At 69.0% G+C, this 17,629-nt stretch carries 18 protein-coding genes and 1 tRNA gene; 6 read left to right on the top strand and 13 right to left on the bottom strand.

All coding sequences use genetic code 11. The features are described 5' to 3' along the window. Positions 1–158 precede the first annotated feature (158 nt). A complete protein-coding gene (locus B141_RS0115785; protein WP_026257262.1) occupies positions 159–665 on the top strand; it encodes a GNAT family N-acetyltransferase in 507 nt (168 codons plus the stop codon). 131 nt (positions 666–796) lie between these two features. Here B141_RS0115785 and B141_RS0115780 read toward each other — a convergent pair whose 3' ends face one another. From B141_RS0115780 to B141_RS0115760, 5 genes are all read right to left on the bottom strand, one after another. Further along, positions 797–1,213: a type II toxin-antitoxin system VapC family toxin gene (locus B141_RS0115780; protein WP_020576142.1), complete on the bottom strand. Its 417-nt coding sequence runs from the start codon at positions 1,211–1,213 to the stop codon at positions 797–799. Further along, a complete protein-coding gene (locus tag B141_RS0115775; protein ID WP_020576141.1) occupies positions 1,203–1,472 on the bottom strand; it encodes a type II toxin-antitoxin system Phd/YefM family antitoxin in 270 nt (89 codons plus the stop codon). The genes B141_RS0115780 and B141_RS0115775 overlap by 11 nt, the downstream gene beginning before the upstream one ends. Before the next feature lie 95 nt (positions 1,473–1,567). After that, positions 1,568–1,649 (bottom strand) — tRNA-Leu (locus B141_RS0115770). Between the two features lie 58 nt (positions 1,650–1,707). Continuing rightward, complete coding sequence (locus B141_RS0115765) at positions 1,708–2,985, bottom strand: SAM-dependent methyltransferase (RefSeq protein ID WP_237742708.1); 1,278 nt, start codon at positions 2,983–2,985, stop codon at positions 1,708–1,710. 60 nt (positions 2,986–3,045) lie between these two features. Continuing rightward, entirely contained in the window at positions 3,046–4,422 is a 1,377-nt protein-coding gene (locus B141_RS0115760; protein WP_020576139.1) for an NAD(P)/FAD-dependent oxidoreductase, read from the bottom strand. Between the two features lie 132 nt (positions 4,423–4,554). On the opposite strand from B141_RS0115760, the gene B141_RS0115755 reads away from it, so the two are divergent. Together B141_RS0115755 and B141_RS0115750 are read left to right on the top strand one after the other, a co-directional pair. Next, entirely contained in the window at positions 4,555–5,226 is a 672-nt protein-coding gene (locus B141_RS0115755; protein WP_020576138.1) for a hypothetical protein, read from the top strand. Positions 5,227–5,311: 85 nt separating this feature from the next. Next, positions 5,312–5,953 (top strand): GNAT family N-acetyltransferase, encoded by a 642-nt coding sequence (locus tag B141_RS0115750; RefSeq protein WP_020576137.1) that lies wholly within the window; start codon positions 5,312–5,314, stop codon positions 5,951–5,953. A 425-nt stretch (positions 5,954–6,378) separates the two neighbouring features. On the opposite strand, the gene B141_RS0115745 is transcribed toward B141_RS0115750, so the two are convergent. Continuing rightward, on the bottom strand, positions 6,379–7,284 hold the full coding sequence (locus tag B141_RS0115745; protein WP_020576136.1) for an NAD(P)-dependent oxidoreductase: 906 nt from the start codon (positions 7,282–7,284) through the stop codon (positions 6,379–6,381). Next, the gene (locus tag B141_RS0115740) at positions 7,281–8,150 is read right to left on the bottom strand and encodes an NAD(P)-dependent oxidoreductase (protein ID WP_020576135.1); all 870 of its coding nucleotides are present in this window, start codon (positions 8,148–8,150) and stop codon (positions 7,281–7,283) included. Before B141_RS0115740 ends, B141_RS0115745 begins: the two co-directional genes overlap by 4 nt. Before the next feature lie 156 nt (positions 8,151–8,306). Between B141_RS0115740 and B141_RS0115735 the strand changes: the two genes are divergently transcribed. Continuing rightward, positions 8,307–8,666 (top strand): winged helix-turn-helix transcriptional regulator, encoded by a 360-nt coding sequence (locus B141_RS0115735; RefSeq protein WP_020576134.1) that lies wholly within the window; start codon positions 8,307–8,309, stop codon positions 8,664–8,666. Between the two features lie 3 nt (positions 8,667–8,669). Here B141_RS0115735 and B141_RS0115730 read toward each other — a convergent pair whose 3' ends face one another. The 3 genes from B141_RS0115730 to B141_RS0115720 form a co-directional block, all read right to left on the bottom strand. Beyond that, positions 8,670–9,254, bottom strand: coding sequence for a hypothetical protein (locus tag B141_RS0115730; RefSeq protein WP_020576133.1), 585 nt, complete (start codon positions 9,252–9,254; stop codon positions 8,670–8,672). Positions 9,255–9,317: 63 nt separating this feature from the next. After that, positions 9,318–10,190, bottom strand: coding sequence for a uracil-DNA glycosylase (locus tag B141_RS0115725; protein ID WP_020576132.1), 873 nt, complete (start codon positions 10,188–10,190; stop codon positions 9,318–9,320). A gap of 13 nt (positions 10,191–10,203) precedes the next feature. Beyond that, positions 10,204–11,151, bottom strand: coding sequence for a Ppx/GppA phosphatase family protein (locus B141_RS0115720; RefSeq protein WP_020576131.1), 948 nt, complete (start codon positions 11,149–11,151; stop codon positions 10,204–10,206). A 203-nt stretch (positions 11,152–11,354) separates the two neighbouring features. On the opposite strand from B141_RS0115720, the gene B141_RS40890 reads away from it, so the two are divergent. Continuing rightward, positions 11,355–12,044 carry a response regulator transcription factor gene (locus B141_RS40890; protein ID WP_020576130.1) on the top strand — a complete coding sequence of 230 codons (690 nt, stop codon included), beginning with the start codon at positions 11,355–11,357 and terminating at the stop codon, positions 12,042–12,044. Positions 12,045–12,055: 11 nt separating this feature from the next. Next, positions 12,056–14,707 (top strand): DUF4153 domain-containing protein, encoded by a 2,652-nt coding sequence (locus B141_RS0115705; protein WP_020576129.1) that lies wholly within the window; start codon positions 12,056–12,058, stop codon positions 14,705–14,707. Between the two features lie 45 nt (positions 14,708–14,752). Here B141_RS0115705 and B141_RS0115700 read toward each other — a convergent pair whose 3' ends face one another. From B141_RS0115700 to eno, 3 genes are all read right to left on the bottom strand, one after another. Next, a complete protein-coding gene (locus B141_RS0115700) occupies positions 14,753–15,304 on the bottom strand; it encodes a DUF501 domain-containing protein (RefSeq protein WP_020576128.1) in 552 nt (183 codons plus the stop codon). Positions 15,305–15,331: 27 nt separating this feature from the next. Continuing rightward, positions 15,332–16,126, bottom strand: coding sequence for an FtsB family cell division protein (locus B141_RS51440; protein WP_084678317.1), 795 nt, complete (start codon positions 16,124–16,126; stop codon positions 15,332–15,334). Between the two features lie 116 nt (positions 16,127–16,242). Continuing rightward, positions 16,243–17,538, bottom strand: coding sequence for a phosphopyruvate hydratase (gene eno / locus B141_RS0115690; protein ID WP_020576126.1), 1,296 nt, complete (start codon positions 17,536–17,538; stop codon positions 16,243–16,245). Positions 17,539–17,629: the final 91 nt, after the last annotated feature.

Here is a 17,629-nt window from a genome sequence, read left to right as displayed (position 1 = left end):
GATCGGCACGCATACCAGAGCCTTGCCCGCCGGATTGCCTCCCTGACCACTCCGGGTCGTCCATCCCTGTTGTGACCAGAGAGGTCCAGCGGCGGGCGGCAGTCCGGCGTGGCCGCCTATCTCGGTGCCCCGTCCGGCTGCCCCTGGACAATGCGTCCATGGATATTCGAGCCGTGCGTCTGGACGAGCTGCCTCGCCTGCAGGACATCGAGCGGGCCGCCGGTCGGTGCTTCCGCGACATCGGCATGCCGGAGATCGCCGACGACGAGCCGCTCCCGCTCGGCGAGCTCGCCCGTTACCACCGGGCCGGGCTGGCCTGGGTCGCGGTCAACGAGGCCGATACCCCGGTCGCCTACCTGATCGCCGACCGTGTCGACGGCAACCTCCATGTCGAACAGGTCTCGGTGCACCCGGGCAGTGCGCATCGCGGTATCGGCCGGGCTCTGCTGAACCATCTGGCGATTCACGCCACCAGCGAGGGGGCGCCCGCCTTGACCCTCACCACGTTCGTCGAGGTCCCGTGGAACGCCCCCTACTATGCGCGCTGCGGCTTCCAGCTCCTGGATGACAGCGAGCTCACCCCGGGCCTGCGGAAGATTCGCGAGCGCGAAGCGACACACGGCCTGGACCGGTGGCCTCGGGGCTGCATGCGCCGGGCGCTGTGACGTCGCAGTGCAGCCGTAAAGCGTCGGCCGCAGCTGAACGGTACCGACAAACGCGGTGCCGGGAAGTGAACCGCCGGCCATTTTGTCCTGAGTGGCGCGCGGCGGTCAGGCCGTGTCGGTGGCCAGGAACCTCAAGGCCGCTTGACCGAAACGACGGTGACAAGATCATTGAGTCCGGTGAAGTCATCCGGGTTGGTGGTATAGAGCGGCAGCCGATGCGCGATCGCGACGGAGGCGATCATGAGATCGGCGACCCGCCGGCGCGGCTTACGTCCAACCTCAAGCACAGCGGCTGAGACCAGCCCATAAGCACGGGCAGCCTCGGTATCGAAGGGCAACGGATCGAAGGTGGCCTCGACGTGTTGGAGGACCGACATTCGTCGTGCCCGTTCCGCGGCATCACCGGCATGGTGGGGCGCCGCGGACAGCTCGGCGAGAGTCACCGCGCTGATCACCATTTCGTCCGGTAGGTGTGACGGGTCGAGAGCCGGCAGGTGGACGACGATGTTCGTGTCGACCAGACCGCGGCTTACCTGGTCACCACTCACGGCGGAAGGGATCCTGGTCAGCGACGGTGTCGATGTCCCGGCGGAACCTTTCCGCGTCGAGAACCGGCGCGGTGGCGAAGGCAGCCAGCACTTCTTCACGAGGGACATACGTGCGCCGACGCAAGGGGATCAGACGTCCTACCGGAGTCCCATTACGAGTAATCGTGAACGATTCGCCCCGCTCAACCGCGCGCATGATCGCGCCCGAGTCGTTGCGGAGTTCCCGCTGGGTAATCTCGTGCGACGCGTGCTCGGTCATGCGGCCGAGGATATCTCGGGTGTGCTACGAAGCGCTACAACCCGATGTCCCGACTGTGGTCACCGTTCGATACGCGCGGAGCTTGGCGATGTGGGTGGTGCCCCCGGTGGGATTCGAACCCACAAAAACTGACACCCATTTTAAGTGGGCCGCCTCGACCAATTGGGCTACGGGGGCTTGCTACTCACGTCCACGTGCTCGGCGCCAGGCTAGAGCCTGCACTCACCAGATGACACTAGAGCGTCCACTCCAATCGGGTGCTCGGCATCCCGGATCGTCCGTCCGACTGGGGCCGGACGGCAAGGAGCTGGTGGACGCTGATCCTCGCCGCCTCGAAGGCCAGGGCAGACACCGCGAGATGCAGATGCCAGACCCGGGCCCGCCCCGGCGAGGTCTGGCGTACGCACGCGGTCCAGGCCTCCTCGAGGTTACTGACCCAGGCCCGCAGGCTCCGCGCGTAGTGCTCCCGGAACGACTCGAGGTCGCGTACCTCGAACCCCGCCCCCTCGAAGGTGCCGACGATCGTCCCCAGTGGCAGCAGCTCGGCGCCCGGGAAGACGTACGCGTCGATGAAGGACCGCTCCTGCACCACCGGGTCGCCGCGCCGGCTGACCTGGTGGACGAGCAACCGGCCGCCCGGGCGCAGGAGCTCGTGGAGGGTTCCGGCGTACTCCGCGAGCCGGGCCGACCCGACGTACTCCATCATCCCGCTGCCGACGATCGCGTCGTACGGACCGTCGATGACCTCCCGCCAGTCGGCCAGGCGAAACTCCACCCGGTCGGCGAGTCCGGCCTCGACCGCCCGCTTGGTCGCCACCTCCACCTGGTCGGGGGACAGCGTGATACCGACGCCGGTCACGCCGTACCTCTCCGCCGCGTGCAGCAGGAACGCACCCCAACCGCAGCCGACGTCCAGCACCCGCATCCCGCTCGTCAACCCGAGCTTGCGGCAGGCGAGCTCCAGACCGGCCCGCTGGGCGTCGTCGAGGGTGTACGACGGATCGGACCAGTACCCGCTGGAGGGCACGAGCGTCTCCCCGAAGACCCGCGCGAGGAGCGCCGGAGTCACCGGCCCGTCATGCGCGCCGCTCAGCGTCTTGTCGCGGACCAGCGCGTGCCGGCGGTCGGCTCCGGTGATCTCCTCGGGCGGAGGCTTCGGCTGCGGGCCGACGGCGCCGAGAAGGACGGCGGTGCGCAACAACTCGCTCCGGTCGGCCGCTGTCAGCTCGGGACGCCGCCCGATGGAACGCCCGAACGGCGCCAGCCGCTCCAGCGCGGTGAGCAGGTCACCTTCGACGTCCACCTCCCCCGCGACGTAGGCGCGCGCCAACCCCAACTCGTCAGGTCGCCACATCAGGCGGCGAAGCGCCCGCCGGGAGTGGACCCGCACGACCGGCGCATCGGCCGGACCGGCCACCGATCCGTCCCACGCGTGGATGCGGACCGGCGCCTCCCGGCCGAACAACCGGCGTAACACGTCATGAAGGCGTTCCGCGACAACTGGTCCGGCCACGCTCACCCCCATTGTTCGTACGACCATCCGTGGACCGGCCACGGATCGCCGCGTCCGACGCTATCTCCTGAGACCGACCCCCGCCCGGGCCGCCCCGCCGACGTGTTCGAGCGGCGTCGCCTGGCGCGGAAGAGCGCTTCGTTCGAACTCCTCCCGTGGCCGCTGCAGGGTGCCGAGCGAGACCAGCTCGCGGTGGAAGAAGAGGGCGAGCGTCCAGTCGAGGATGATGCGGATCTTGCGGTTCAGGGTCGGCATCCGGCTGACGTGGTAGGTGCGGTGCATGAACCACGCGAGCCAGCCCTTGAGCTTGATGCCGTAGACCTGCGCGACGCCCTTGCCCAGGCCGAGGCTCGCGACCGAGCCGACATACTTGTGGCGGTAGTCCCGGATCGGACGACCGTGTAGGGCGCGTGCGACGTTGTCGCCGAGCACCTTGGCCTGGCGCACCGCGTGCTGGGCCGACGGGCCGCACATCGCACCTGGCGGGCCGGTCAGGTCGGGTACGGCGGCACTGTCGCCGGCCGCCCAGGCGTCCTCAGTGTCGACGATCCGCAGGTTGGCCTCAGCCCTGACCCGCGCCTTGTCGTCGAGCGGCAGGTCGGAGGCGGCAAGTACGGGGTTCGCCTTCACACCGGCGGTCCACACGATCGTGTCGGAGTCGAACTCCGTCCCGTCGGAGAGGACGACATGCCCGTCCACGCAGGATTCGAGCCGGGTGTGGAGCTTCACGTCGATGCCGCGTTTGCGGAGTTCGTCGACCGTGTAGCGACCCATCTCCTCCCCCACCTCGGGGAGGATCCGGTCGGCGACCTCCACGAGAACCCAGCGCATCTCGTCAGGGTTCACGTGTTCGTAGTAGCGGCAGGCATACCGGGCCATGTCCTCGAGTTCGCCGAGCGCCTCCACGCCGGCGTACCCACCGCCGACGAAGACGAACGACAGCGCCCGGCGGCGGGCCGCCTCGTCCCGGGTCGACTCGGCGACATCGAGCCGGTCAATGACGTGGTTGCGGAGCCAGATCGCTTCTTCGACCTGCTTGAAGCCGATGCCGACCTGGGCGAGCCCTGGAATGGGGAGCGTCCGGGCAACTGACCCGAGCGCGACAACCAACTCGTCGTAGTGGAGGTCGTATTCGTCGCCCCCGCGGGGTTCGATGCGGGCGGTGCGGTTCGCGTGGTCGATGGCCACGACCCGGCCGGTGATGACCTTCACGTGTGGGAGCACCCGTCGAAGAGCCACCACGACGTGCCGGGGTTCGAGATTTCCGGCGGCCGCTTCGGGCAGGAACGGCTGGTATGTCATGTATGAGCGCGGGTCGACGACCGTGATCTCGACGGCGCCCTTCTTGATGTCCCGGCGGAGAGCTTTCTGGAGCCGGAGCGCGGCGTACATCCCGACGTACCCGCCCCCGACGATGAGGACGTGGCGTTTGTTCACGTCCGTTCACCTCCTCGGTCATCCATCACGTTAGTCCCTCGTGAATACATTCACAAAGTCCCTGAGCCTGTCGGGAACGTCACAACGACCTTCGTCGGACGCTTAAGCTCGAAGGAACGTGGGAGGGAAGCTTTGGGCGCGATCATCGCTGTCATCGTCATTGCCCTCGTCGCCGCGCTCGTCGTGCTGACGGTCCCCCTCGTCATGCTCGCCCAGCGCAGAGAACAACGGCGCCTTGAGTCACTCGCCGCATGGGCGCACTCGATCGGCTGGACGGCATATGCCGGAAGCGTCGAGGTGCCCTGGACGGCCAGGCTCCCCGGTGCCAACCCGCGCGGGGTGCGCTGTCTCTTCACCGGCATCTACCGTGACATGCCCGTGAGCGTCGCGGAGTACACCTACCACACGACGCAGACGACGCATGTGAACGGCCAGACCCAGGTCACCACCGACAGTCACGACTTCGTGGTCTGTGTCGTACATCTGCCCTATACGTACCCCGGCATCGAGGTCAGCAGCCGGGGCTCGGGATCACGGATGTGGCGCTGGCTCAACGGTCCGGACGACACCGAGATCGGCATCGATCAGTTCGACAAGGACTTCCACGTGCGGAGCACCCACCCGGAGATGGTCCGCCAGATCATCGGGCCGGCGTTGGTACGCACCCATCTGGCGGGGCTGACACCGAACTGGAGCCTGCACGGCACTGACCTGCTGGTCTACTGGCAGGGCCGGATGGAGCCCGCGCGGGTCCTGCCGGCACTCGACTCAGTGGTCCGCATCGCGGGGCTACTCGGGCACTGACCGGCGCGACTCGGGGCAGCCGCGCGGAGACAGGCGCACCAAAATTCCCTGGGCTTGCGCAGGTTCCTCGGTCGATACTTCGGCGGTGCTGATCGACCACTGGCCCCTGCTGGGCTTGCGTATCCGGACCGCCCGCCTCGAACTCCGGCTCCCCACCGAGGACGAACTCGGCGAGCTGGCCGACGTGGCGGCGCGCGGGGTCCACGAACCCCACGAACAGCCGTTCCTCACCCCGTGGGCGGACGCTCCTCCCGTGGAGCGGGCGCGCGTGGTCATGCAGCGCCACTGGCATCGGCGCGGCACCTGGACTCCCGGGGCCTGGGCGCTCGACCTCGCGGTCTTCGAGCACGGGCGCCCGGTGGGTATCCAGGACCTGAGGTCGCGCGACTTCCCGACGCTGCGCGAGGTGGTCACGGGATCGTGGCTGGGACTGGAGTACCAAGGCCGCGGTATCGGCACCGAAATGCGCTCCGCGGCCCTACACCTGGCCTTCGCCGGACTCAACGCGGTCGAGGCGACCTCCCTGTCGTTCACAGACAACAGCCCATCAATAGGTGTCTCTCGCAAACTCGGTTACCAGCCCGACGGCATCGACCGCGACGTTTTGAACGGCAAGCCCGTGATCTCCCAACGATTCCGCCTGACCCGCGAGGGATGGGCGGCCACGAACCGGCCTAGCGTCACCATCGAGGGACTCAAGCCCTGCCTGAAGGAGTTCGGCCTGTAGGCGTGTCCTGGAGATCAGGTTTTCCGGTGGAGGCCAGCCCCCTGAATGATCACGTATACGTGGTCATTACGGGCTTCACATGGCATGGACGCCATGCAAAGCAGGTGCTAGCCATGTGAAGTACCCGCCAGGTGTACACAATGTGAGACAACCCCCTGGATTGACCAGAAGGTGAGACAAAAGCTCGAGTAGGTTCCACTCACCCCACCGACCAGCCACCTCACGCGGGATGCGTGCCGCTCGCTGACCGAGCCTGATCTACGGGACACGCCCCAGCCGGCTTGCGGGTAGATCATGCGGATCAACGCACGCCAGATGTCAGTTCCCCGCACAGTGCGGACATCGGCACGTCTGGCGGCCCCTACGCCCCGAATCGAGACGTCGCCCTACGAGAGGCCGCCAAACACACCTGGTAGCGCGTGCGGTCAGTGTGCCTTGATGACCTCGTAGAGAGCGGTCCAGTTGTCGGCACCGTGGCCGGCGGCGATCGCCCTGTCGTAGTGCGCCTTGACCGCCGTGGGCAGCTCGACGTCAATGCCCGCTTGCTGGCTGGTACGCAGGATGTGGTCGGCCGTGGCGCCCATCATCGTTGCCGTACTGAGGTGACCGGGGTGGTCGCCGGATTCCAGTTGGCGGGCGAGTTCGTGCCCGTCGCCGATCATCGCGGGGATGTCGGTCAACGTGGTCAGCGCACCGGGCAGGAACTCCGCGGCCGGGACGCCCGCCGCGGTGACGAGCGCCGTCGCGTGGAGCAGGCTCGACAGCCCGGTGAGGAAGACGTCGAGGTGCGCCTGGTAGAAGAGCTGCGCCAGGCCCGGGTCGGCGCCGAGGTACTTCGGCTCTCCGATCAACCTCAGCACGGGTTCGTACGCGCCGAACACGTCCTTGGGTCCGCTGTAGAACGCGTACGCGCTGGGAGTGCCGACGGCCGGGGCGGGCACCATCAGACCGCCCGTCACGAAGCTCGCTCCCTGTTTGGTCGCCCAGGTCGCAGCGTCGCGGGACACGTCCGGCGTATCCGAGCTGAGATTGACGAGGACCTTGCCAGCAAGGGCATCGGCGTTCCGCGGGTCTTCGACGACCGGGCCGAGGATGTCGTACATCGCCTGGTAGTCCGTGAGGCTGAGGATGGTCAGCTCGCTTGCGGCGACCGCTGCCGCCGGAGTGGGAGCGAGCGTCGCACCCGCGGCGACGAGTTCGTCGGCGCGGCTCGGGGTGCGGTTCCACACCGTGACGGGGTGCCCGCCCGTGAGCAGGGTGTTGGCCATCGCGCGGCCCATCGGACCGAGGCCGATGACGGTGACTGGGATCTGGTTACTTGCGGCGGTCATCGGGTGTTCCTGAGCTCCTCGAAGATGCGGTCAGAACCTTGTTTGCCGAACCCAGCGGCGATCTGGCGGCGTACGAGGTCGCGCACGGGCCGCAACACCTCGACGCTGACCCCCTGGTCGATGCTCGCCTGCAGGATCGAGTCGAGCGCGGCCTGGGTGAACTCCAGACTCTGCTGACCCTCGCCGGCATAGTCCTTGGCGTCGATGATGGCGGCGACGTGCGCGAACGACCCGGTCATGGCGGCGAGGAACGGCGCCTGCCGGCTGGCGAACTCCGTCGCCGGCACCCCCACGGAGTCGACCATCGCCGCTCCGTGCAGGAAGCCGGCGAACATCGCGTACATCCCCGCGAGCATCGCCAGGTCCTGCAGCGAGGCCAGGCCGGCGTCGGTCCCGAAGTAGCTGCTCTCGCCCCACAGATCGAGCAGCGCGCGATGCTCGTCAAAGACCGAGGTCGAGCCGCTGTAGAAGAGCGCCGAACCCGGACCGCCGATCATCGCGGGGACTGCCATGATCGCGCCGTCGAGGTAGTCGATGCCGTGCTCGGCGGCCCAGGCGGCAAGCTCCCGAGCCTGGTTGGGCGTGGTGGTCGTGAGGTTGATGAGAGTACGCCCGGACAGGCGAGCCACGACTGGATCGAGCACCTGGTGCACCGACTCGTGGTCGTACAGGCAGGCGACGATCACTCCGTCGCCGGCCACCGCGTCCTCGACGGTGTCGGCGACCGTGGCACCGCGCTCGCCGAGGACCTGCGCCCGGTGCGGCGTGCGATTCCACCCGACGGTGGGTCGGCCGGCGTCGAGCGCCGCCACCGCGAGCGCGCTGCCCATCGCTCCCAATCCAAGGAACGTGGTTCTGGTGGTCATCGAAGGTTCCTTCTCTTCGCTTGGTGGTTCGTGCGTGGCGCGCCGACCTCCATCCTTCGTCCGTACATCCGTTCCGACAAGTACCTACTTATTTGTTCAATACTTACTTTCTGGTAAGCATTGGGCGTGAGCAGGTACGACGCGGGAGGAGATCTGATGACGTCGAGCACGCGGCGCGGCCCGTACATCTGCGGCATCGACGCTGGGATGGACGTGGTGTCCGGGAAGTGGAAGTCGCTGATCCTCTGGGAGTTGGACAACTACGGCACGCGCCGCTTCGGCGAACTGAAGCGAGGGCTGGTCGGTGTCAGCGAAAAGATGCTTATCCAGCACCTGCGGGAGATGGAGGAGGACGGCCTGGTTCACCGGGAGGTCTACCGCGAAGTCCCGCCGAGGGTTGAGTACTCCCTCACCGAGCACGGCAGGTCCCTCAACGACGCCCTCCGCCCGCTGGGCGCATGGGGCACCAAGCGGATCAAGCGACTCACCACCGAGAAGGCCTCAGCCTCGACCTGACCTCTATGCGCTTGCCCTTTCGGCGACTTGGACAAGGGGGCGGGTAGCGATCTGGCGATGGAAGGCGTCGTTACTGTCGCGCCACCACTGCGGGGAGCGGATGGTCATGTTGACCTCGCGTCCGAGCCGACGGGCGGCGCGCTGACCCGCATCATCGAGTTCGTCTCGGTCCGGTCGGCCAATGACCAGGACGTCGATGTCATTGGGCGCCCTCCCCTGCTCTCCTGCATAGCGGGCCGCCCATGATCCGAAGAGGTAGATCGCCTCGATGTCGTCGACGTCGGCGAGTTCCCCGGCGATGACGTGGAGCGGACCGAATGATCTAACCAACAGCTCGGTAAGGGGTTCGGTGAGTGGGGAGTCCGCCGCCCGAACAAGCCGGACATTGCCGAGTCGACGCGAGGTGACCACCCCGGCCTGCTCAGCGCGGGCGACCTCGCGCTGAGCGGTCGCGACAGAGGTGCCGACAATTCGGGCGAGCTCGGTCAAGGTCCACTCTTGGGCAGGATTGAGCAAGATCAGGGTAAGCAGCTCGGCCTGCAGCCGGGACCGCAGGAGCGGCAGGAGCGGCGGGCCTTGACTTTGCATAACACGCAATATGCCTCGCGTGATACGTAACGTCTCGCCTCTTGGCGTCCGGGACTCCGTGGACTACTCCAGGCCGGCGTAGGTCTTGGCGCGATCAAGGACCGCTTCGAGCATGCCGTGGGTGAGCTTGCCGGTAAAGGTGTTCTGCTGGCTCGGGTGATAGGAGCCCACGAGGAGCACCTCCTGTCCCGGGTGCTCCGGCGGCCCAGCGGTCCGCGGCGCCAGCACCGTCTCGGCTCCGTGTCCGAACTTCGGCCTCGGTCGCGGCACGGAGTAGCCCGCCTCCGCGAACGCTCGGAGGGCGGCGTTCCAGCCGTACATACCGAGCGCGACCACACTGCGCACCGACGGCCGGCACAGCTCGACCTCGCGAACCAGCCAGGGGAAGCAGGCGTCCCGTTCACTCGGCAGGGGTTTGTTGTCGGGCGGCGCGCACCGGACCGCCGCGACCACTCGGGCCTGCGGCAAACCCTGCCCGTCGCCGGCGGACGTACTCGTCGGGGTCGCCGCCAGGCCCACCTCGTGCAGCGCGGCGAAGAGCCAGTCACCGGAACGGTCACCGGTGAAGATCCGGCCGGTCCGGTTGCCGCCGTGCGCGGCCGGCGCCAGTCCCACGATGAGAACCTTCGGGGCGTCGGAACCCCAGCCCGGCACGGGCCGACCCCAGTACGGCTGATCGGCGAAGGCCCGCCGGCGTTCGCCCGCCACCTGCTCACGCCACGCGACCAGTCGCGGGCACGCCCGGCAGACCGACTGCCGGGCGGTGAGTTGGTGAAGGTCCGAGGCCGACACCGCGAGGGATACGACGTCCTCGGCCTGCTCGGCCACCGGCGTCCGCGCCGTCGCCGGGTCGTCGGGCCAGTGGGTGCCCGGGGGTACGGGACTGGGGTAGGCCGCTCCGGTCACCGGATGCGGCAAGGCGGGCTTGACGGTCATCGTCGCCGATCCTCTACTCAGCGCAGGACCAGGCGATCCCGTCGAGAATGTCGTGTTCGCTGACGACCACCTCGTTGATCGCGAGGTGACCGCCGACCCGCCGCAGGATCCGGTCCAGGATCAGCGAGCCCGCCCCGATCACGTCGACCCGGCCGGGATGCATGAACGGCATGGCGCGGCGTTCGTCGTGGTTCATGGTGAGGAGTCGCTCGGTCACCGCGTGGATGTCGTTCGCGGGGATCCGCGCGTGGTGGATGCGGTCAGGCTCGTACGCCGGCAGGTCGAGCGCCATCGCGGCCAAGGTGGTGACGGTGCCGGCAAGCCCGACGAGGGTGTGGGCCTGGTCGAGCGGCACCGTCAAGGCCGCCTTGTCGAGTTGCCGGTCCACCTCCGCGGAAGCCTCAGCCACCTCGTCCGCGGTTGGTGGGTCATCGTGCAGGAAGCGCTCCGTCAGGCGTACACAGCCCATGTCCACCGACACCGCGCGATCGGGTTTGTCGGCGCCGACGACGAACTCCGTCGAGCCGCCGCCGATGTCGACCACGAGGTACGGCCTCGCGAGCCCGTGTCCGGCCAGCTCGCGGGTCGCGCCGGCGAAGGACAGCCGGGCCTCCTCGTCACCGGTGACGACCTCCGGCTCGACGCCGAGCAGGTCGCGGACACCCGCCACGAACTCCCCGCGGTTGTCCGCATCGCGCGAGGCCGAGGTGGCCACGAACCTGATCCGCTCCGCACCAAGCTCCGCGATCCGGTCGGCGTACCGCTTGCACGCGTCGAACGTGCGGGCCAGCGCCTCCGGTGCCAGCCGGCCGGTACGGTCGACGCCCTGGCCGAGGCGGACGATCTCCAGGCGCCGGTCAAGGTCGACGAGCCGGTCGATGCCGGTCTCGGGATCGGGAGTGATGTCCGCGACCAGCAGCCGGATCGAGTTCGTTCCGCAGTCGATCGCCGCAACCCTCACGTCGCACCGTCTCCCTTCACAGCTGGACCCCTGCTACGAACCTATTGCAGCAAGGGCTCCTTCAGGCGAGTGCCCGGGGTGCGCGAGGCCTTCGTCAAGTGATCCCCGCTCCTCCGCCTGACCCGGGCACAGGCATTCCATGTGCGCGGAATCTTCACAATTTCCCTCAGGATGCCTGCACAGCGCGGTCCTAGGCTTCGGCCATGGAAACCGCTCAGCACCGGCGCGTCCTCGTGGTGGAGGACGACGACACGATCGCGCAGGCCATCCAGCACCGCCTGAGGGCTGAGGGCTTCGAGGTGCGGTGCACCGGCGACGGAGAGTCGGCCCTCGCGGCGTACCAGCAGGACGAGCCGGACCTCGTCATTCTGGACCGGATGCTGCCCGGGGTTGACGGGCTGGAGGTCTGCCGCCGGATTCAGGCGACCCGGCCCGTACCCGTCCTCATGGTGACGGCGCTCGGTGAGGAAACCGACCTGCTGGTCGGACTCGGGGTCGGTGCGGACGACTACATGGCCAAGCCGTTCAGCATGCGCGAACTGGTCGCACGGGTGAACGCCCTGCTGCGCCGGGTCGACCGGGCCGCCAGGCTCGCGGTCGACGACCAGGTGGTGCGGATCGGGGCTGTCGCCATTGACCCGGGCGAGCGGAGGGTGTTCGTACGCGACGCCGAAGTCCAGCTCACCAAGACCGAGTTCGACCTACTCAGGCGCCTCGCAGACCGGCCCGGCCAGGTCTTCGAAAGGGAACGCCTGCTCACCGATATCTGGGGCTTCTCGCAACCAGCGGCCACCCGCACGGTCGACAGTCATATCCGCGCACTGCGCCGGAAGCTCGGACCTGGTGTGGTCCGGACCGTGCACGGTGTCGGCTACGCCCTGGTCCGCCCATGAAGGACCGCAGTGTGGATCCAGCCCCGCACGGGCTTCGCCCGTCCGGGCCCACCCGCAGTGTGGATCCGGCCCCGCACGGGCTTCGCCCGTCCGGGCCCACCCCCACCCCCACCCACACCCGTTCGCGGGCGCTCACGAGTCCCCTCGCCGGCCTCGGCCGGATCAAGGTCAAGCTCGGGCTGGTCATCGTGCTCGGAGTGGCGACAGCGTTCGTCGTGAACGAAGTTGGCATCGTCGCCGGCGTACCCGGTCTGATGCGGGCGGCGCTGGCGACGCTCCTCGCCCTGCTCATGGTGCAGGTGCTGACCCGAGGTATGACCAAGCCACTGCGAGACATGGCGGCCGGGGCACAGACGATCGCCATGGGACGGTACGACCTGCGCGTCGAAGCCACGTCTCGCGACGAAGTCGGCGAACTCGCCAGGGCGTTCAACGCGATGGCCGCCGATCTCGGCGAGGTGGACCGGCAACGGCGAGAGCTCGTGGCCAACGTCAGCCACGAGCTCCGCACCCCGATCACCGCACTGCGGGCCGTCCTGGAGAACCTCGTCGACGGAGTTTCCGAGCCGGACCAGGAGACCCTGGGCACAGCCCTGGCCCAGGCCGAACGCCTTGGCCGCCTGGTCGCCCAACTGCTCGACCTGTCGCGACTCGAGTCCGGGATCCGGATCATCGAGTCCAGGTCCGTAGAGCTCCGCGAGCTCTGCGACCAGGCGGTTCGTGAAGCGGGCTTGGCCGGCGACAACATCACCATCAAGGCCAGGGCCGCACCCGGACTGGCCCTTCGCGCCGACCCTGACCTGCTGGCGCAGGTCCTCGCGAACCTGCTCGACAACGCCGTACGCCACAGCCCGCCCGGCGGTGTGGTCACCCTGGCGGCCGTTCCACGCGGCACCGGCGTACGCCTGACCGTGACGGATCAGGGACCCGGTATCCCGCTCGCGGACCGGGCGCGGGTGTTCGAGCGCTTCTCCCGGCTGGACGCCGGACGCGCCGCCGACGACGGCGGCACCGGGCTCGGACTGGCCATCACCAAGGAGATCGTCGAACTCCACAACGGCTCCATCCGCGTCGACGACGGTCCTGGCTGCACGATGACGATCGACCTTCCCGGAAGGATCACCATGAGCGAGGTCTCCCCTGCCGCACCGGTCGCGCCGCCCGCGGAGACACCGAAGCCGCAGCCCGCTTCGCCGTACGTTCCGCCGCCGCTCTTTCCGCGCCCCGACCTACCCAGAACACCAGGCTGGCTCCTGCCCGCCGCCGGGGCGGTCGGCGTCCTGGCGTCGATCGCCCTGCCGTACGGCCCGCCAGGAATCGGACTTCTGTTGGTTGCGGTCGCTCTGGGGGTCGCGGCCGCCCCCGCCCTGCGGGAGCGGATCACCCCCTGGTCAGTGACGTTTCTGGCGCTCGCCTACGGCCTGGTCGCGGTCGCGGTCGTACGGGACGCCGACTGGCTGGTGTCGCTGCTCCTGCTGGCCGCATTTCTGCTGGCCGCGCTCGCCATTTCCGGGAACGGGCGTGGGTGGCTCGGCGTGATCAAAGGCGGGCTGTCGGTGCCGATGGCAGTGCTGCGGCTTCCGTGGTTCCTGGAAGCGCCGTTCAAGCGGATCGCGGCCCCGAGGCGGATGGGACCTGTGTTGGTCGGAGCGGCGCTGACCGGCTTGCTCCTGCTGGTCTTCGGTGCGTTGTTCTCGTCCGCCGACGCGGTGTTCTCCAGCTATCTGAGCCAGCTGTTCAAGGCCTCCGACTGGCTGTCTCCCGCGCCAACGCGGATCTTCGTGTTCGTCGTCTTCGGGGCGCTCCTCGCGGCGGCCGTGCTGGCCGCCCTCCAACCGGCCGTCGAGCCGACTCCGCCACAGATCAGCCTCCGCGTCAGCCGGGCGATGTGGTTCATACCGCTCAGTGCGCTCAACCTGTTGTTCGCGACGTTCGTGGTGGTGCAGATCTCCGTGCTGTTCGGCGGTCAGCGGCAGGTGCTGCGGACGGCCGGGCTGACGTACGCGGAGTACGCCCGGTCAGGCTTCTTCCAGCTGGTGTGGATCAGCGTCTTCGTACTCGCCATCGTGGCGGTAGTCGCCGGAACGCTCGCCCTCCAGGGCCGCGACCGATGGCTGATCGCCGGGCAGCTCGGACTGTTGTGCGGACTGACCCTCGTGGTCCTAGCCTCCGCGCAGCAACGGCTGGCCCTCTACATCGACGTGTATGGGCTGTCGAGGCTGCGGGCCTCGGTCGGGGCCGCCATCTTCTGGCTCGCCGCGATCTTCGCTCTGGTCCTGATCGCGGGCGCGCTGCGGCTGGCCGGCCGTGGCCGGGCGTACTGGCTTCCTCGAACGCTGGTGGCGGTCACCGGTGTGGGGCTGCTCGCGTTCGGTATCTGGAATCCCGACCTTCGCGTGGCGCAGACCCAGCTGAACGTTCGCGAGGCCGGCCGGCTCGACGTGGCGTACCTCGGCGACCTCGCCTCTGAGGCCGTACCCGCTTTGGACCGGCTGGCCGAGCCGACTCGCAGTTGCGTGTTGCGCCAGGTCATTTGGGCCAACCGGCTGGACAAGCCGGACCCGTGGAACAGCTGGAACCTGGCCCGCGTACAGGCTCGGGACCTTCTGAGCAGGACCAGCATCGACCGCACGGGCTTCTGCGAGCCAGTCCAGCGCGGCTAGGGCTTGTCGCGCTGGGCCGCGGGTGCTACGTAGATGGGGCCCCGGTTAGTGGTCCGGGGTCTCCAGGTCCACCTCGACGCAGGGGCCGCCCGCACTCCAGTCGGGAAGCAGCGCGAGCGCCTCGTCGCCCAGTGGGTTGACGCCTGGCCCGGCGGCGAGCGAGTGCGCGACCAGCGCGTGCAGGCACTTCACCCGGTCAGGCATGCCGCCCGCCGAGACGCCAGCGATCTCGGGCACCTCACCGAGTGCGGCGCGGTAGGCGAGGTAGTGCTCATGGGCCCGGTGATACGCCGCGGCCAGGTCAGGGTCGGTCCGCAGCCGCTGCGTCCATTCGCGCATGAGGCCGCTCGACTCCAGCCGGCCGATCTCCGAAGCCAGGCGCGGGCAGGTGAGATAGAACGTCGTGGGGAACGGCGTTCCGTCCGGCAGGCGCGGCTCGGTGGCCACGACGTCGGGCAGGCCGCAGGCGCAGCGGTGGGCCACCCGCCGGACTCCCCGGGCGGGCCGGCCCAGCTGGCGGGACACCGCCGCCAGGTCATCCGGATCAACAGTCGCGTCTGCCGCGGCAGGGGCGGCGTCGTCAGGGAGTTCGGTCATCGCTTGCGTCATTTTAGAGGCCACGCCCTAGCGCTTCGGCTGGGACGGGCTCGTCGCGTTCGGGTCGATGGTCGCGGCGGGGGCCGGACGGCGAGTCGGCTTCGGCTTTGGTTTCGGCGGGTTGCCGGCCTCCTCGACGCTCCCCCACAGCCCGCCCCACCACGGCGGCCGCTGCGCCCGGTCAGACGGGTCCGCCGGTCCGGAGCTCGGAGCCTTGGGAGCGGTGTCACCATCGCCGCCGACGACGACGTACCCCGTCTCGCCCGGCATCACCCAGCCGAATCTCTCCCGCGCCTGCGCCTCGACGTAAGCCGGGTCGCGCCAGCGTTCGAGTTCCTTCTCGAGGTCGGCGACGCGTTCGGTGCGCTGCGCGGACTCGGCCCGGAGTTCGGCGATCCGGGAGCGCTGCTCAGCCCAGGCCCGCAGGCTGGACGCGTACGACACGACCAATGCGGCGAGCACGAGCGCGAGGATCGCGGCCCGGCCGGTCAGGCTCGATCGGCGGCGCTGTTCACCCGCCGGCTGCGCCGGAGCGGCCGACCGGGAGCCTCCGCCCGATCCGCCAGACCGCGCGGAGGTGGCCCGGGCACTCCCGCCAGAGGACCGCGCGGAGCTGCCGCCCCGGCGTACGTCTGCATTGGACGCCGACGACGAGCTGCTGCCGGACGCACCCGACGCGCCCGGGGGCGAACCCTGACGGCGGGGTGCGCGCGCCGGACCCGCACCGCCACGAGCGCCGCGCCCGGCAGCCGGCTTGGAACGGGGACGGCCGCGGCCACCTCCGGGCGGTCGAGCATTACGACCACCGCGCGCGTCTGCCATCAAAGCCCCCTCACGACAGCGGTCACGGGTGCGGGAGATGGCCCGTGCTGGCGGGTACGACGGCCGCCCATACCCGGGCCGCCGTCGTACGCCAGGACCAGCAGCGGGCCGGGCACTCAGCCCTTGTTGTCGGCGAACCTCGGGAACGCCGACCGGCCGGCGTAGCGGGCCGCGTCGTCGAGCTCTTCCTCGATGCGGAGGAGCTGGTTGTACTTCGCCACCCGCTCGCTGCGGGCGGGCGCGCCGGTCTTGATCTGCCCGGCGTTCGTGGCGACCGCGAGGTCGGCGATGGTGGTGTCCTCGGTCTCGCCGGAACGGTGGCTGATCATCGTGCGGAAGCCCGCCCGGTGCGCCATGTCCACCGCGTCGAGGGTCTCCGACAGCGTGCCGATCTGGTTGAGCTTGATCAGCACCGCGTTGGCCGCGGACTCGGCGATCCCGCGCTCGATCCGCTCGGGGTTGGTGACGAACAGGTCGTCGCCGACCAGCTGCACCTTGGACCCGATCGAGGCGTTCAGCCCCGACCAGCCGGCCCAGTCGTCCTCGGCCAGCGGGTCCTCGAGCGAGACGAGAGGGTAGGCCGCGACCAGCTCGCCGTAGTAGGCGGCCATCTGCTCGGCGCTCTTCTGGCCACCCTCGAAGGAGTAGCTGTGGGTCTCGGCGTCGTAGAACTCCGTGGCCGCGGCGTCGATCGCCACCGCGATGTCGGTGCCGAGACGGTAGCCGGCCTTTTCGATCGCGGTCGCGATCAGGTCGAGCGCGGCGCGGTTGGACGGCAGGTTGGGCGCGAACCCGCCCTCGTCACCCAGGCCGGTCGAGAGCCCCTGGCCCTTGAGCACCGACTTCAGAGCGTGGTAAGTCTCCGCACCCCAGCGCAGCGCCTCCGCGAAGGTCGCCGCTCCGATCGGGGCGATCATGAACTCCTGGAAGTCAACGTCGTTGTCGGCGTGCGCACCGCCGTTGACGATGTTGAGCATCGGCACGGGAAGCAGGTGGGCGTGGGGCCCACCGACGTACCGGAACAACGGCAGGTCCACCGACTCGGCGGCCGCGCGCGCCACCGCCAGCGACACGCCCAGGATGGCGTTGGCACCGAGCTTGGCCTTGTTGGGTGTGCCGTCGAGGTCGATCAGCTTGGCGTCGATCAGGCGCTGCTCGCTGGCTTCGTAGCCGACCAGCTCCGGGCCGACCAGGTCGATCACACCCTGGACGGCGTTGTCGACACCCTTGCCGGCGTACCGCTTGTCGTCGCCGTCACGGAGCTCGACCGCCTCGAACGCACCGGTCGACGCGCCGGACGGAACGGCGGCACGGCCGATGGTGCCGTCGTCGAGCCCGACCTCGACCTCGACAGTGGGGTTGCCGCGCGAGTCAAGGATTTCGCGGGCGGTGACGGCATCGATCGTGGCCACGAGGATTCCTCCGAAAAGATCTGCGGCTGTGGTGGACGACCCCGTGCGAGACGAGGCCAGGACAACACAGGCTTGACACCTGAGGGTATCG

This window comes from Actinopolymorpha alba DSM 45243 (assembly GCF_000373925.1).
In the GTDB taxonomy this organism is placed as follows: Bacteria; Actinomycetota; Actinomycetes; order Propionibacteriales; family Actinopolymorphaceae; genus Actinopolymorpha; species Actinopolymorpha alba.
Note: the sequence above shows the minus strand (reverse complement) of the source record. Positions and strands in the feature narration are given on the sequence as shown.